Origin of the sequence: Aeromonas sp. ASNIH8 (assembly GCF_002919855.1) — a bacterium.
Classification (GTDB): domain Bacteria; phylum Pseudomonadota; class Gammaproteobacteria; order Enterobacterales; family Aeromonadaceae; genus Aeromonas; species Aeromonas caviae.
This window is the reverse complement of sequence record NZ_PQLN01000003.1, coordinates 17,883-32,576: the sequence shown is the minus strand read 5'-3', so window position 1 is coordinate 32,576 and position 14,694 is coordinate 17,883. Positions and strand designations below refer to the sequence as shown.

The 14,694-nt window shown below is 57.0% G+C and carries 17 protein-coding genes; 7 read left to right on the top strand and 10 right to left on the bottom strand.

Translation table 11 applies throughout. From position 1 onward, the window contains the following. Positions 1 to 3 precede the first annotated feature (3 nt). On the top strand, positions 4 to 1,107 hold the full coding sequence (locus C3418_RS01605) for a beta-N-acetylglucosaminidase domain-containing protein (RefSeq protein WP_010674046.1): 1,104 nt from the start codon (positions 4 to 6) through the stop codon (positions 1,105 to 1,107). A 142-nt stretch (positions 1,108 to 1,249) separates the two neighbouring features. On the opposite strand, the gene C3418_RS01600 is transcribed toward C3418_RS01605, so the two are convergent. Next, entirely contained in the window at positions 1,250 to 1,882 is a 633-nt protein-coding gene (locus C3418_RS01600) for a LysE family translocator (protein ID WP_029314220.1), read from the bottom strand. Between the two features lie 164 nt (positions 1,883 to 2,046). Between C3418_RS01600 and C3418_RS01595 the strand changes: the two genes are divergently transcribed. From C3418_RS01595 to C3418_RS01585, 3 genes are all read left to right on the top strand, one after another. Then, the gene (locus C3418_RS01595; protein ID WP_029314219.1) at positions 2,047 to 3,669 is read left to right on the top strand and encodes a methyl-accepting chemotaxis protein; all 1,623 of its coding nucleotides are present in this window, start codon (positions 2,047 to 2,049) and stop codon (positions 3,667 to 3,669) included. Between the two features lie 178 nt (positions 3,670 to 3,847). Then, positions 3,848 to 4,378: a DUF1523 family protein gene (locus C3418_RS01590; RefSeq protein WP_010674042.1), complete on the top strand. Its 531-nt coding sequence runs from the start codon at positions 3,848 to 3,850 to the stop codon at positions 4,376 to 4,378. Then, entirely contained in the window at positions 4,375 to 4,671 is a 297-nt protein-coding gene (locus C3418_RS01585; protein WP_010674041.1) for a helix-turn-helix domain-containing protein, read from the top strand. Before C3418_RS01590 ends, C3418_RS01585 begins: the two co-directional genes overlap by 4 nt. A 96-nt stretch (positions 4,672 to 4,767) precedes the next feature. On the opposite strand, the gene C3418_RS01580 is transcribed toward C3418_RS01585, so the two are convergent. Then, complete coding sequence (locus C3418_RS01580) at positions 4,768 to 5,244, bottom strand: hypothetical protein (RefSeq protein ID WP_029314217.1); 477 nt, start codon at positions 5,242 to 5,244, stop codon at positions 4,768 to 4,770. A 29-nt stretch (positions 5,245 to 5,273) separates the two neighbouring features. Next, complete coding sequence (gene rihA / locus C3418_RS01575; protein ID WP_010674039.1) at positions 5,274 to 6,209, bottom strand: pyrimidine-specific ribonucleoside hydrolase RihA; 936 nt, start codon at positions 6,207 to 6,209, stop codon at positions 5,274 to 5,276. Between the two features lie 194 nt (positions 6,210 to 6,403). On the opposite strand from rihA, the gene C3418_RS01570 reads away from it, so the two are divergent. After that, entirely contained in the window at positions 6,404 to 7,135 is a 732-nt protein-coding gene (locus tag C3418_RS01570; RefSeq protein WP_010674038.1) for an RluA family pseudouridine synthase, read from the top strand. A gap of 121 nt (positions 7,136 to 7,256) precedes the next feature. On the opposite strand, the gene udp is transcribed toward C3418_RS01570, so the two are convergent. Beyond that, positions 7,257 to 8,012 carry a uridine phosphorylase gene (gene udp, locus C3418_RS01565; RefSeq protein ID WP_010674037.1) on the bottom strand — a complete coding sequence of 252 codons (756 nt, stop codon included), beginning with the start codon at positions 8,010 to 8,012 and terminating at the stop codon, positions 7,257 to 7,259. Between the two features lie 392 nt (positions 8,013 to 8,404). Here udp and C3418_RS24320 point away from each other — a divergent pair, with 392 nt between their 5' ends. Further along, complete coding sequence (locus C3418_RS24320) at positions 8,405 to 8,629, top strand: hypothetical protein (RefSeq protein WP_069784486.1); 225 nt, start codon at positions 8,405 to 8,407, stop codon at positions 8,627 to 8,629. Positions 8,630 to 8,666: 37 nt separating this feature from the next. On the opposite strand, the gene C3418_RS24025 is transcribed toward C3418_RS24320, so the two are convergent. The 6 genes from C3418_RS24025 to C3418_RS24015 form a co-directional block, all read right to left on the bottom strand. Beyond that, on the bottom strand, positions 8,667 to 8,951 hold the full coding sequence (locus C3418_RS24025) for a hypothetical protein (protein ID WP_139127853.1): 285 nt from the start codon (positions 8,949 to 8,951) through the stop codon (positions 8,667 to 8,669). A gap of 78 nt (positions 8,952 to 9,029) precedes the next feature. Next, positions 9,030 to 9,929 (bottom strand): Mu-like prophage major head subunit gpT family protein, encoded by a 900-nt coding sequence (locus C3418_RS01555; protein ID WP_010673307.1) that lies wholly within the window; start codon positions 9,927 to 9,929, stop codon positions 9,030 to 9,032. A 45-nt stretch (positions 9,930 to 9,974) separates the two neighbouring features. Continuing rightward, complete coding sequence (locus C3418_RS01550; RefSeq protein WP_080560415.1) at positions 9,975 to 10,820, bottom strand: phage protease; 846 nt, start codon at positions 10,818 to 10,820, stop codon at positions 9,975 to 9,977. Positions 10,821 to 11,079: 259 nt separating this feature from the next. Next, positions 11,080 to 11,727 carry a hypothetical protein gene (locus C3418_RS01545; RefSeq protein WP_103857873.1) on the bottom strand — a complete coding sequence of 216 codons (648 nt, stop codon included), beginning with the start codon at positions 11,725 to 11,727 and terminating at the stop codon, positions 11,080 to 11,082. A gap of 118 nt (positions 11,728 to 11,845) precedes the next feature. After that, entirely contained in the window at positions 11,846 to 12,400 is a 555-nt protein-coding gene (locus tag C3418_RS24020) for a hypothetical protein (protein ID WP_139700642.1), read from the bottom strand. Between the two features lie 46 nt (positions 12,401 to 12,446). Beyond that, entirely contained in the window at positions 12,447 to 12,710 is a 264-nt protein-coding gene (locus C3418_RS24015) for a hypothetical protein (protein ID WP_010673304.1), read from the bottom strand. Positions 12,711 to 13,533: 823 nt separating this feature from the next. Between C3418_RS24015 and yiaY the strand changes: the two genes are divergently transcribed. Further along, entirely contained in the window at positions 13,534 to 14,613 is a 1,080-nt protein-coding gene (yiaY, locus tag C3418_RS01535) for an L-threonine dehydrogenase (protein ID WP_258039731.1), read from the top strand. The last annotated feature ends 81 nt before the right edge of the window (positions 14,614 to 14,694 follow it).

Below are 14,694 nucleotides of genomic sequence, written 5' to 3'. Positions count from 1 at the left end.
ACCATGCCTTATCAAACCCTGTTGTCCGGTCTGTATCCTCCCTCGCCCAAGCTGGGCCTCATCGAGGGTTTCTTTGGCAAGGGCTGGAGCTGGGAAGCCCGTGCCCGCTACGCCCAGTGGCTGCCCCGCCACGGCTATGGCTTCTACCTCTACGCCCCCAAGGAAGACGGCTACCTGCGCAAGCACTGGGCCACCCCCTGGCCCGCCGACCAGCTTGAAGCCCTGTGCCAGCTCGCCCGCCAGTGCCGGGAGAACGGTCTGGCCTTCGGGGTGGGCCTGAGCCCCATGGGAGCCCATCACGACTATGCCCGCCAGCGACCCGCCCTGCTGGAGAAGGTGAGGCTCATCGAGGAGGCGCTCAAGCCCGATATCCTGGCGATCCTGTTTGACGACATGAAGGGGGACACCCCGGATCTCGCCCACTGGCAGCTCACCATCGCCCACGACATCGCGGCCCACACCGGCGCAGGCCGCCTGCTGTTCTGCCCCAGCTACTACAGCACGGATCCGGTGCTGGAGAAGGTGTTCGGTGCCATGCCCCCCCACTATCTGCAGGATCTGGGTCAGGGGCTCGACAGGCGCATCGATGTCTTCTGGACCGGCCCCAAAGTCTGCTCCACCGAGTATCCGGCTGCCCACCTCAAACAGGCCGCCGACTGGCTCCATCGCAAGCCCTTCCTGTGGGACAACTATCCGGTCAATGACGGCAGCAAGGCGAGCAGCTTCCTGCACCTGCGCGCCTTCGAAAACCGTCCGGCAGAGCTGGCGGACCTCGTGAGCGGCCATGCGGTCAATCCCATGAAGCAGGCGGCCCTCTCGGCCCTGCCGCTCGCCACCCTGCCCATGAGCTACAAGCTCGGCAAGCAGTACGATCCTGACAAGGCGCTGCACGCCTCCCTCAACGCCACCTGCGGGCCGCAGATCTCCGCCATGATCCAGGCCGACCTGCCGCTCTTCCAGGATATCGGTCTGGCCCAGCTCACCCCCGAGCAGGTCATCCACCTCAAGAGCCGCTACCTGCCGTTCCAGGATCAGGCCTGCGTGAACGAGATCCTGCGCTGGCTGGCCGGGGAATACGTGTTCGATCCGGACTGCCTGACCGACTGACCTCATGAGTCCATGAAAAGTGGGTTCATGAAAAAACGGGCCCATGTAAAAGGCCACTTCCCGGGCAGGGAGGTGGCCTTTTTGCATCATCTCTCTTCAGGTGCCCCATGGCGTCACATAGGGCGGCTGATTGAGCGGGTGTTTAACCGAAGGCCAGCCAGACCCCGACAAACAGCATGAGAGAGCCCGCGATCCGGTTCATCAGAGTGACATTGCCGCTCTTGGCGAGGAAATGGCGCAAGGTGCGGCCACCGCTGGCATAGAGCATCAGGCAGGAGAACTCGATGACCAGGATGAGCGCGACCAGGGCCCCTATCTGGGGTGCCATCGGCTTGGCCGCATTGATGAAGGGGGGCAGCAGGGAGACCATGAAGGCCCACCCCTTGGGGTTGGCGATGGCGGTCACGAACCCCTGCACGGCCAGCCCCATGGAGCTGGTCTGCTGGCCCGCCGAGAGATCCGCCGGGATGGCCATCTTGCCCTTGGCCTGCCACATCTGGATGCCAAGCCAGACCAGGTAGGCGCCACCTACATATTTGAATGCTGAGAACAGGGCCGGGTAGTTGAGCATGACTGCCGCCACCCCGACCACCGACAGCACGGAGACCAGGCCGACGCCGACAAGCTCCCCCCACATCATGTGCAGGGTACGGCGCACCCCCAGACTCATGCCCAGGGTCATCGCCAGGGTCATGCACATACCGGGGGTTACTGAGACAAAAAAGAACGTGGGAATAAAGAGCGCCAAGATGGCGGGATCAATCCAGTCGGACACACTACACCTCCAGGGTAACAAGCAGACGATCTTGCCTATCACACTCTTTTAACACAAGAAAAACCTTTTCATTCAGCAAGAATTCAGCATTAAAAACCCTGTGACAAGGATTGTCGCGTCTGTGTAAGATACCGCCTCACTCCTCTTTCGGGTTAGGATCTTTCATGTCATTGAATAATCTGTCCATTCGTCTTCAAGTGCTTATCCCTCTCCTGCTCGCCAGCCTGTTGATGCTGCTGATGGCCGTGATCAGCAAACAGGAAATCGACGGTGCCATTCAGGACATGAATGAAACCACCGCCAGCGTCACCCGCCACAAGGACGACATTGCGGCCCTGATCCACGCCACCTACCGGCTGCGCACCAACGCCATCTACGGCCTCTACGATGAGGCCCTCTTCGCCCAGTTGCCGGCCCAGCTCTCCGCCGCCGAACAGGAGATTGGCGCCATCCTGACCAGACTGGTTGTCACCGGTGCCGAGCAGGACAACCGTCAGGTCGCGGCCGCCCTGCAGGCCTACCTCGGCCATACCCGCAGCAGCATGCTGCCCCTGCTGACCGCCAAGTACCAAGGCAGTGGCGATCCCGCCGCCTATGAGCAGGCCCGCCTGCACTTTCGCGATCTGGGGGAGGCGCTCATCAAGCAGATCGATGCCATGTCCGTCCACATCAATCAGCTGACCCAGACTGAGATTGCCGAGGAGCAGGCCCACGACCGCGCGACCCTGCTGCGCACCCTGCTGCTGATGGGGGGCACCCTGATCGCGGCCCTGCTGGGTGGCTGGTGGATCTCCGGGCGCATCGTGCAGCCCATCGGCCAGTTGCAGGAGGTGATGCACGCCGTCGCCCTCGGCCGCTTCAACGTTCGTGCCAATGCCGAAGGCAACAACGAGCTGGGCCAGCTCGCCAGGGATATCAACCGGACCCTGAGCCAGCTTGCCAACACCATCCAGACCCTGACCGGCATCAGCGGCAATGTGGCCTCCGCCGCCACCGAGCTTGCCGCTGTGATGACCCAGGCAGAGGTCAACGCCCAGCAGCAGCGGGGTGAGACCGAACAGGTGGCCTCCGCCGTCACCGAGCTGGCCAGCACCGCCGACAACGTCAACCACAACGCCGCCCTGGCCGACGAGCTGGCCCGGGATGCCAACAGTCGGGTCGAGCAGGGGCTGGCCCTGTTTGCCGAAAGCATCGAGGCCAACGGCCGCATGGCGGGCAGTCTGGAGAACGCCGCGACTGTGGTGGCCAGGCTCAAGTCCCAGTCCGAGCAGATCGGCAAGGTGATCGAAGTCATTCAGAGCATTTCGGAGCAGACCAACCTGCTGGCCCTCAACGCCGCCATCGAGGCGGCCCGCGCCGGTGAAAGCGGCCGCGGCTTTGCGGTGGTGGCCGACGAAGTGCGCCTGCTGGCTGCCCGTACCCAGGACTCCACCAAGGAGATCCAGGCCATCATCGAGCAGTTGCAGAGCCAGTCCCTCTCCGCCAACAGCGGCGTGCAGCAGACCCTGGAGATCCTCGGCCACAACCAGCAGCTCTCCGCCGAGGTACAGGCATTGCTGGGGGGCATCACGGATGCGGTCAACCAGATCAACGGTGCCAACGCCCAGGTGGCGACCGCGGCAGAACAACAATCCTGCGTCACCGCCGACATCAGCCGCAACCTCACCAACATCCACGAGATCGTGAACCAGAACGCCGCCGGCATCAGCCAGAGTGCCGCCGCCAGTCACGAACTGTCACAGCTCGCCGAGCAGCAGCGCAGGCAGCTCGCCCAGTTCCAGCTCTGATCCCGAGAGGGTCTCTTCGATACCGCGGGGCCCGGCGCAGGCCCCGCACTTGCCCCTCCCCCTTCACGCCTCCTGTTTAAAACGGGTTTTTGCCATCAAGGTGTCATTGGGGGCTGGGCTGCCTTCGCAAATGTGGGTATGGTAGAGGCACGTCACTCCCCCTCATCGAGAGATCATCATGAGCCTGAAGTTCAAGAAACCCGCTTTTATCATGCTCGGCCTCATCGCCCTGCTCTCCGCACTCTGGCTCGATTTCTATCTGCCGGAGCACACCATCGCCACCATCACCGGGGTGGAGGTGAAGCGTACCGACAAGGATGGCCCCATCAGCCAGAAGAACCCGGCTGACGGCCCCACCACCGACGTCTATTACATCTACACCGAGCGCCCCGGCGAGAAGATCCGGGTGTTTCGCAATGAAGACACCGAATGGGGCTGGCCCTTCTACTTCAAGTTCAACGCCGCCGACGTCCAGGCCAAGGCCAAGTCCATGGAGTTCGAAAAACGCCTGGCCATCATCACCTCCTACGGCTGGCGCGTGAACATGTTCTCCATGTTCCCCAACGTCACCAAGATCGCGAGCACCGAGCCCGATGCCTCCACCTGGAGCTTCTTCCGCTGGTTCTGGTTCGGTGTCTGGGCCCTGGTGATGGGCAAGGCGGCCATCGCCACCTGGCGCTACTTCGATCGCCTCGAGGACGAGATATGAGCGAGCCGAGCAAGACCCGCACCAGCTTCTATCGCCGGCTCTACGTGGCTCACCTCATCAGTCAGGGCACGGACACCGTGCCCGCCATCATGGAGGCGACCGGCATGCCGCGCCGCACCGCCCAGGACACCCTCAGTGCCCTGGCGGAGCTCGACATCCAGTGCGCCTTCGAGCAGACCGAGGGGGCTCGCCATCTGCAGGGGCACTACCGCATCAGCGACTGGGGGCCCATCAATCCGGCCTGGATTGCTGCGCAGCTTCCCGTCATCAGGCAGACCCTGGGGTATTCCTGACACCCCGGACCCGGGTCTGCTCCCATAGAGAAGGGGCCAGCCTTGCGGCTGGCCCCTTTCTTGTCTGGCCTGATATCCCGTTGCCCTCCCCCGGACTCACTCCCCTTCGCCGAAAGACTCTTCCGGCAGCGGCTCCGCCGACTCACCCCGGGTGCAGTCGATGATGGAGCGCTTGGGATTGTTGGGGTCGCGCAGCAACAGGGGGGCCATCCCCTCGTCATGCAGCCTCTCGTCGGAAAATTCGCTGCCATAGGCGTTATGTGTCAGCCTGCGGGCATTGGCGATGGGGGTATCCACGAAGAGGGCATGTACCTCGAAGGTGGAGGCTGGCACCAGGAAGCCGACGATGGGCAGGCCGTGCAACTCCTGATGGACCTTGTACCAGGCAAAGCCCTCGCTCACCTTGTCAGGGGTATACATGGCGAGCTGCGGATTGGCCGGGCGCCCGGTCTCGATGTCGAGATGAAGGGTGTCCAGCTCGCAGGTCGCCAGCCCCTGCCACATCTTCTCGAACGGGGTCGCGCAACCCGTCAGTTGCATGCATGTCAGCAGCGCCAACGTCCCTTTCCACATTCCCAACCCCTTATCCGATGTCCAGGATGTCAACCAAATGAGCGCAGTCGCTGCACCAGCAACTCGATGAAACCGACCCTGTCGAGCCCCAGCAGCACCAGGGCATTGGCCGGTTTGCCGGTCAGGTCGTAGCGATCCACCACCGTCATGCCCAGGGTATGGGTCCCGCCGGTTTCGATATCGACCCGGCACTCCACCCCGTGAAACAGGGAGGGCGCCAGCAGCCAGGCGATGGTACAGGGGTCATGGAGCGGCGCGCCAGCAAATCCCCACTTGGGATCCCGATGATAGATCATGAAGAAGTCGAGCAGCTGTGCCACGCACTGCGCTACCGGGTTGGGAATGGCGCGTACCCGCTCGATATCCTCGTCCATCACCTGGGCCTCATGGGTCACGTCCAGCCCGCACATGGTGATGGGCAGCCCCGACTTGAAGACCATATCGGCCGCTTCGGGATCCACATAAATATTGAATTCCGCCGCGGGGGTCCAGTTGCCCGCACCGGCGGCGCCCCCCATCAGTACGATGCGGGCGATCTTCTGCTTGAGCTCGGGGTGGGCCGCCAGCAAGAGGGCAATGTTGGTGAGCGGCCCGGTCGGTACCAGGGTGACCGGCTCCGGGCTCTCGCGCAGACACCTTGCCATCAGTTCAAGGGCGCTCATCGCCCGGGGAGCAAAGGCGGGATCCGGCAGCTCTGGGCCGTCCAGCCCCGATTCGCCGTGGACGTTGTCGGCGATGATGAGCTCACGGGCCAGGGGCTTGGCAGCCCCCGCCGCCACCGGGATGTCGTCGCGGCCGAGCAGGGTCAGGATGCGCAGGGCATTGTTGAGGGTCTTGTCCGGGGTCTGGTTGCCCGCGCTGGTGGTGACCGCCAGCACCTTCAGCTCGGGGCTCGCCAGCGCCAGAATGAGGGCGATGGCATCATCGTGGCCGGGATCGCAATCGAGAATAACGGGCAACGCCATGGACAGACTCCTTACAACATGACAGGGAGCCATACCTTAGCAAGAGATGGCCAGATGAACTCAGGAGGGAGTCACAAAACGCCTCAACCAACGAGATCAAGTACTTGGCGACAGGCCTTGGGAGCGGACACCCAGATTCGCCGCGCCGCCATCGTTCGGGTATGATCCCTCCCCCTTCATCGTCCGGTTGCCCCATGTCCGCCATCATCGACACCTTTGTTGCTCCGCCCTGCGCCGCCATCATCGAGATCCTGTTTGAGGATGCGCATCTGCTGCTCATCAACAAGCCGAGCGGCCTGCTGAGCCTCTCGGGCAAGAACCCGCAGAACCTCGATTCGGTCCATTACCGGCTGGTACAGGATTACCCCGGCTGCACCCTGGTGCACCGCCTCGACTTTGGCACCTCGGGCGTCATGGTGGTGGCCAGAAACAAGAGCATCAACGCCCTGCTCTGCCACCAGTTCAGCCAGCGCACTGTGAGCAAGGCTTACGAGGCACTGCTCTGCGGCCATCTGGCGGCGGATGAGGGCGTCATCGACGCATCCATTGCCAAGGATCCGGCGCTGTTCCCGCTGATGAGCATCTGCGCCGCCAGCGGCAAACCCGCCCGCTCACGCTATCGGGTGATGGAGCGGCTCACCCTGGAGGGGGCAGGCCAGCCGGTGCCATTGACCCGGGTCAGGCTGGTACCGGAAACCGGGCGCACCCACCAGCTGCGCATCCACAGCCAGTGGCTGGGCCATCCCATCCTGGGATGCGATCTCTATGGCGGCCTGCTCCCGCCCGGCTGCGAACGGGCCCCCAGACTGATGCTGCACGCCAGTGAACTCGGTTTTGTGCACCCGGTGAGCGGCGAAGCGGTACAGATCCGCTGTGAGGCACCCTTTGCGCAGGCACTGGCGGCCATGACGGTGCAACAGGGGTAACGAAGAAGGGGGAAAGCAGGGCCAGGAAGGCAAAAGGGGCAAACGGCGGATAAAGATAGGGGCCGCGCTTTCGCAACGGCCCCCACCCCCCACTCGGTACTCTTTGTTACAAAGAGGGCTATCAGATCAGCTTGCGGGCGGCGCCCAGCACGATCTTGATGGCATCAGATTCGGTTTTCGCCATGGTTTCGGCGTTCGGGATTTCCTGCTGGGTACGGTTCACGATGACACCGGCCACCATGCCCGCACGCAGGCCCTGGCTGGTACACATGGTCAGCAGGGTCGCGGACTCCATCTCGTAGTTCAGCACGCCCATGGCTTGCCACTCTTTCATGGAACCCTGGAAACGTTGTACCACGCGACCGGATACGGTGTCGTAACGCTCCTGACCCGGGTAGAAGGTGTCAGAAGAAGCAGTGACGCCCACATGCAGCTTGGAGCCCAGCTCCTTGGCGGTGTTCACCAGGGCGGTGGTGCAGTCAAAGTCGGCCACTGCCGGGAACTCCATCGGCGCGAAGTGCAGACTGGCACCGTCGAGGCGCACGGAGCCGGTGGTGACGATCACGTCGCCCACGTTCAGGTGCGGCTGGATGGCGCCGGTGGTGCCGATGCGCAGGAAGGTACGGATACCCAGCTGGGCCAGCTCTTCCACCGCGATGGAGGTGGACGGGCCACCGATACCGGTGGAGCAGATGATCACGGCCTTGCCGTCCATCTCGCCGCGCCAGGTGGTGAATTCACGATGGCTGGCCAGGTGCACCGGGTTGTCCAACAGCTCTGCGATGCGCTTCACGCGCTCGGGGTCACCGGGGACGATCGCCAGGGTGGCGCCTTGCAGATCCGCTTTTTTCAAACCCAAGTGAAATACATCAGACATAGTGGACTCCTGGTTGCGCCCCGCCGCATGGCAGCCGAGTGCAGTTAAGGTGATTCTTTATGGTACTTTCAAGCCGGTGTCCCCTCATCCGGGGAGGCGCCAACTATGGTCAAAAACGCTTTCCAATTCCTTGATGCGCCTCACACTTCTGCGCTTCAAAGCTGACAAAAATGGCGCGAAACGTTTGCTAAGATGATGAATTTCTTGAAAAACGTTTTTACGTTCCTTTTGCACTCCCATCCCTTGTCAAGCCTTGAGCGACCGTCCATTTAAAGAGCTCGATCGAGTCCACAAGGTTGCAAACGAGATACCATTGACCCCTTCTCATCCCCTCCGACGCTGTTATGTTGGCGCCCGCATACCACTTAATGGCTAATCATACGGAGTCCATCATGGCGACATTCAAGTTCTACATTCCCGCAATCAACCTGATGGGGGCGGGCTGCCTGCAGGAAGCGGCAGCGGATATCCAGGGACATGGCTATCGCAAGGCGCTCATCGTCACCTGTAGCCCGCCGCGAATCCTGAAAAAAACATCCGTCAAAAATGAAAAACGCACCAAAGCGCGTTTTATGCATTTTAGTCCTGCTGTAAACACCAGCCTGAAAGCCGTTTAACAGCAGGTTAAACGTCAAAGTCAAAGCCACCCAGGACTCACACCTTACAGCGAAACCAAGCTGTTAAAGGAGCATCTAAGAGCTTCTCATCGGCTGCGATTGCCATAGCCAAATCATGATTCATGTCGGCAAGGACGTCAGGTTCGCACGCGAAAAGCTCAAAGCACACTGCGGCAATTCCTTCACATGTGATGAGCCTTGAGCCGATAACTTCACTTCGATACTGGGTAGCAACCCAAAGACAAGCTGTGAGCAGTGCCTTCATACAGAGCCCATCTTCTATACCCTGCATCACCCTTGCAACCGACTCTGATGTTGACATGATCGAGCTCGCTGCTCACCAGGATAATAAAAAGGGCCGCTGACGCGGCCAAACCCGCTTCGCCCCGCCCTCTTGGCCTTAAAGCCAAGGAGATACGAGCACATCCACAATCTTGTATAACGGGTTGCTCTCACCGTTTTGCAGATACTCACGCTGAGTGATCTGCATGGCCGACTGCCTCAAAGAAGGCGGCACTACGAGCAGAGAAGGACGCACACGCAATGGGCGACCAGAATCTGTCTTAGCAGCAAACATGGCGTCATACAGCTGGTTAAAGGAATCTGCCGAGAGCGCCTGATTTGAGGATGCAGCCAGTTGCCACAACGTAAATCCTGCATTACCACGCGCACGTACACCGAAGAAGAATTGATCCTGTAAGAACACGTGGGAGTCAATCACGCTGCCATTGGCAACGACTGACTCAATGGCGGGCTTGACCCGTTCTTGCCAGATCATAGGCTTCAATGCGCGGCGAGTGTCCAGCAGATACCACCGTTCTCCTTCAGGCTCCCCTGCCGGAACATCGAACAAATTTGAAGCAACACCACTTCGGGCGGGATGCTCTACAGAAAAGAACGGCTTGCCATCGTAGCAAAGATCCGTCAAACCATTTTTCAGTAACGAGAATACCACCTCGTCAGGATACTCCTCCCCCTGACGTCCCATTTCTTCAAATAGGGGGCCATATTTGCCATAGTCGTTATCTTCAAAGTCGGTGCGCTTTACAGAAATGGAGGCTTCATAGAGTTTGTTTTTTACTGAATAGTCATGGTCAGCGAGATTTTTTACATCTCTTTCCCCGATCCATTCTTTCAGCATCGGAAACTCACCGAGGAATCCATAACCGGTTGTCGCAGCGATTGACGGTATTACCGTGCAGATCCCCTTATAGTCCGGCTCAGCAGCTTCCTGCCCCCCTTTGAATTTAACATTAAAGGCCGCACTCGCATTGATAATGGTATTATTGAACTCACTCATGGTTTACCCCTTTAGTGAAAGTATAAGTTGATATCGCCATAATACTTAACGATTAGCTAGTCGGCGTTTTTCCTCAATAAATTGCTCTTCTGTGATGCCTGAGTTTTTGCAAATTTCCTGCTCTTGTGGCGTCAACAATGAGTTTTTATTGGTCGGTTTTTCGAGTCCGTCAACTTGTGATTTATTTGGAAGTGTCAACCCTTGGATAGAACTCAGCACTTTTATTATTCGTTGAAACTTATCAATACCAATGGCACTACAGACCTCGATCAGTTCATCCTTGATGGACGCAGGAATTATCATTTTTTCCCGCGCTGATTCGACGACTGAGAGAATCGCCATGTTTTTGTCATTTTCTAACTTTGCATACAGGCCAGAAAGTGTTGCTACGCCAGCAACGGATAATATTGAACTTACTTCATGCACTTGATCCTTTGTTAATTGACCATTTGCATCGCAAATAGCCTCCATATTCAATGCTGGTGAATTAACAAGACCAACGCTCCAAAGATTTAAAACCTGACCATCTATTTCATCATGATTGAAGTGGGGCGAGATATAACGATAATGCTTTTTGGAGAGAAGTTGTGCGGCCTCTTCTGTCCACTCCACCCGACCCCATACCTCTCCATCATTTTCCTTGAAATCTTTTAACCAGCCAGCGGCAGGTGCTTTCTGCCCTTTAAGCAGCGCGGTTGAATGCTCATAATCAACCACAATGTCAACGCGACTGGAATTCAGCTTGGCAACATATTTCGATGGGTTATCCAATCTGAATTGCCGTCCATCCCGTGTACGATGTACGGGCCCTTTTGGCCAGATCCGAATCCACTGCGGGACACCATCTTGACCTTCTCTTGCAAACTCTACAGAACAGTACGCAACGTTCATGCTTACACCCTGTTTAAAACCCGTTTAAAATCTTCGCCAAGCGTTTAAGCCATGCAGCCGGAAGCAATCCCACTTCTATACACAGCAAAAGCCAGACACCATCGATTACAGAGCCAAAGTCAAACCATCGTCCGGCGCTCGTTCCTGCAATCTTTCAAGAGACCATAAACGGTCGGTATCGAGAGGCCGTACCGAGCCGATAACTCTCGCACGTTAGGGAAAGTGCGAACAAGTATCCCAAGAACAAAAAATGAAAATTTTAGTCATTTAATATCAATGGGTTACCAGTAAATGCTCTCGTGCCATATGACTTATTCGCACCTTCCTTAGAACCATTAAATTCTTTCCAGATAGCTTGCTTGCGCATAGCGCTTATCAAGCCTTTACATGAGGAGATATAGAAGACCCGCCCAGAGCAAGTGTTTAGCAGCACCTCAAAAATCAACTTGAGTATCTCTTTCACTTCAGTGTTAGAGCATGCAGGTTTTTGACTTATCAAGAAGCCATGAGCGGCGGATATCAGCCTGGAAAAATCATCTGACCAATTTGTACCAGATGTGACATTTCTTTCTGGTGCAGCTTCTTTTAGTGCCTCAATAACCAACGAGCCAGATAACTCCTTACCTGCATCAACCATATTAATTACAGACAAAATAAATCTATCCCGGACCTTACTGTTTTTTATAAAGGGAATATAAAGATTTACACCACCAAATTCGCTACAGATAACCAATATAGCCCCAAAAATCCGCCTGATGTTCAACGGGTTCCATATCTTGGTATCCTTCAACGAGAGCACCATGGCATCATAAATTTCCCTGATAGAATCAGGTGCGGATAACATAATTGATTCAGGAGCAACATCAATCGTCGCATCAAAAAGCTCTACCAAAGTATGTTTGCTCATGTCGCACCTCATTATGTCTTTATGACATGATAAAGATACTGGGCCATAATATTGTTTATGGTGGCTTATAAAGAGCTATGAAAGCGCAATGAAAAGGCCACCTACTGGCGGCCTTTAACTAGCTCACGAAAGAATATAGCCTTTGCTCATTTTGGTCCCATACACCATCGTCCCTGATTATCGGACTCATGGAACCAGTATCTCTGATTAATGTGTAGCGGCTAATCGCACCAGCAATTTTAATGTTAACTTTAAACACCGCTCGCAAATAACCTGCCCTTTCCAACTTAACTACGTATCGGTAAGCATGTCGCGTACTTGCACCAGTTGTAATACATAGATCCGTAGTTGTGAAGAAGCGCTCTATTTTCATGGCGTTCCACATCTTTTGCTGTTTTGATTTTTCTCTGCGGCGAGGCCTACGCTTTGTCGCTATTCCGCTCCGATTTCCTTTACCAAATCGGGGGTTAGCTTTCTGATTCGCCGTGTAGAAAAATGGGTCAATCCAATGTCCACTTCCACCGGTCTGGGTGATATAGCCTTTAGCCCTATAGCGGGAAACCATTAAGTAAGATTTGTGCATAGCCATACCAACAGCGAGAGCAAGCTCTGCTGAGGTAAATGTCTTTACGCTTTTCATATAAAGCCAAGCTTGCTCTCTTGTTCTTCCCATGAATTCACGTCCTAAAACATTCTCAGCAACAATGCTGGGAATGTTTTCAGTTGTTATTTGATGTGCCCGCTATGGTCACAGCTTTGGCCATAGCGATATCCTTCACGAGGTTCAGTGAGAAAACCAAGACTCGGCGCTCAGCCGGTGATAGCGCATCCAGCTCTGAAATGGCTAGTTCTAGCACGTGAGATGCCGAGGAGTTTAAGTCAATCAGATCAGCTAGGTTTTTTTCTTGAGCAAACGCGGTCACGACTACAGATGCAATCGCGTCATTTACTTGGATGGCGGTGGAAAGGGTTGTAGCGGCCATGGTGGGCCTCCTGATAGACATTTTGAGTTGACCCTTTTTGAGAGGGTGGTCGGGAGCTCAAAACCGCTATCAGACGGCGGGCATATTTCTCTTTTGCAAGAGTGTTGTATTAGCCGCACTCCCGACCATGTAAACCGTTTGCGCCTCAAATTTCAGGCACAAAAAAACCGCAAGTCTGACGGGCGCGGAAACCGCTGATAGAGGGTGTTTTGAGCACCGAAGATGAGTATAACCCGAAGCCGAAGTCACGCACAACGACAGTTTACGCATGCGCGTAATTTAGCCTCAAGAATGCATTTATATTCATCATTTATTCGTGATCAGGTTCTTTCCCTTTGAGACTTAAACCACTGGAAAGGAGTAATAGATTGATAAATAATCATTTAATATCAATTGGATGGGTGAATCGGATCCCAAAGGAAAGTACCACCAAGAAAAGGAAGCGTTGATTCTTTTTTTGGCTATAGAAAAGAACCTCAATTCCCCCCCATAGCCCCCTGTTTCCAGCACTAGCGAGTTGCTGGCTTGGCCGGATGGCCTCTTTGACGTTGCGTCACGAAGCCAAGCGTTAAACAGTGCCACATCAGAGTTAGCAGGCCAACCAGATGTAAAATTGCAGCCTATCGCCTCGCTGTTTAAACAGGTTGTTCAACGCAAGCTGGCAGATTTTTAAAACCTACTCTCATCTTTCATTTTTGCCGTCACAGACCCCAGATCGACCCCGCTTTTTTTCATTTTCACATTTTGGCCCGCGCTTGACCCAGATTGACCTGTAACCCATGCCCTGTCTGGGCTTCTCCCACGAGATCCCACTTGTTTTCAGGTGCTCCCGGGTTTTTCATTCTTGGTGACTGGTTACATCACCGACAAGATCCTGGGCCAGATTGGCGTGGTGGGCCGGCTTGCCGCCCTCCTGGCCGAGCACGGCATCGGTGCCGTGGTGTTCGACGAGACCAGACCCAATCCCACCGTGACCAACGTCGAGGCGGGTCTTGCGATGATCCGGGCCCACGGCTGCGACTGCGTCATTTCGCTCGGCGGCGGCTCACCCCACGACTGCGCCAAGGGCATCGCCCTGGTGGCCGCCAATGGGGGCAACATCAAGGATTACGAGGGGGTGGATCGCTCCGCCAAGCCGCAGTTGCCGCTCATCGCCATCAATACCACCGCCGGCACCGCCTCCGAGATGACCCGTTTTTGCATCATTACCGACGAATCCCGTCAGGTGAAAATGGCCATCATCGACAAGCACGTCACGCCGCTGATGTCGGTCAACGACCCGGAACTGATGCTGGCCAAGCCCGCCGGCCTCACCGCCGCCACCGGCATGGATGCCCTGACCCACGCCATCGAGGCCTATGTCTCCACCGCCGCTACCCCGGTCACCGATGCCAGCGCCGTGATGGCCATCGCACTGATTGCCGAACACCTTCGCACCGCCGTGCATCAGGGGGAGGATCTCCATGCCCGCGAGCAGATGGCCTATGCCCAGTTCCTGGCCGGCATGGCCTTCAACAACGCAAGCCTGGGCTATGTGCACGCCATGGCTCACCAGCTCGGCGGCTTCTACGACCTGCCCCACGGGGTGTGCAATGCGGTGCTGCTGCCCCATGTCCAGGCCTACAACACCCGGGTGTGCGCCGGCCGGCTCAAGGATGTGGCCCGTCATATGGGGGTGGATGTGAGCGCCATGAGCGATGAGCAGGGTGCGGCGGCAGCCATTGACGCCATCCGGCAACTGGCTCGCGACGTCAAGATCCCCGCCGGTCTGGAGCAGCTCGGGGTCAGGGCCGACGACCTCGACGTGCTGGCCACCAATGCGCTCAAGGATGCCTGTGGTCTCACCAACCCCAGGCAGGCGACTCACGCGGAGATCGTCGCCATCTTCCGCGCCGCCATGTAAGGGGGCAAGATCTGCCAGGGCCGCCACGCGGCCCTTTTTATTGGCTGATGGATCAATGGCTTTTTACTTCCGCACGGGGAG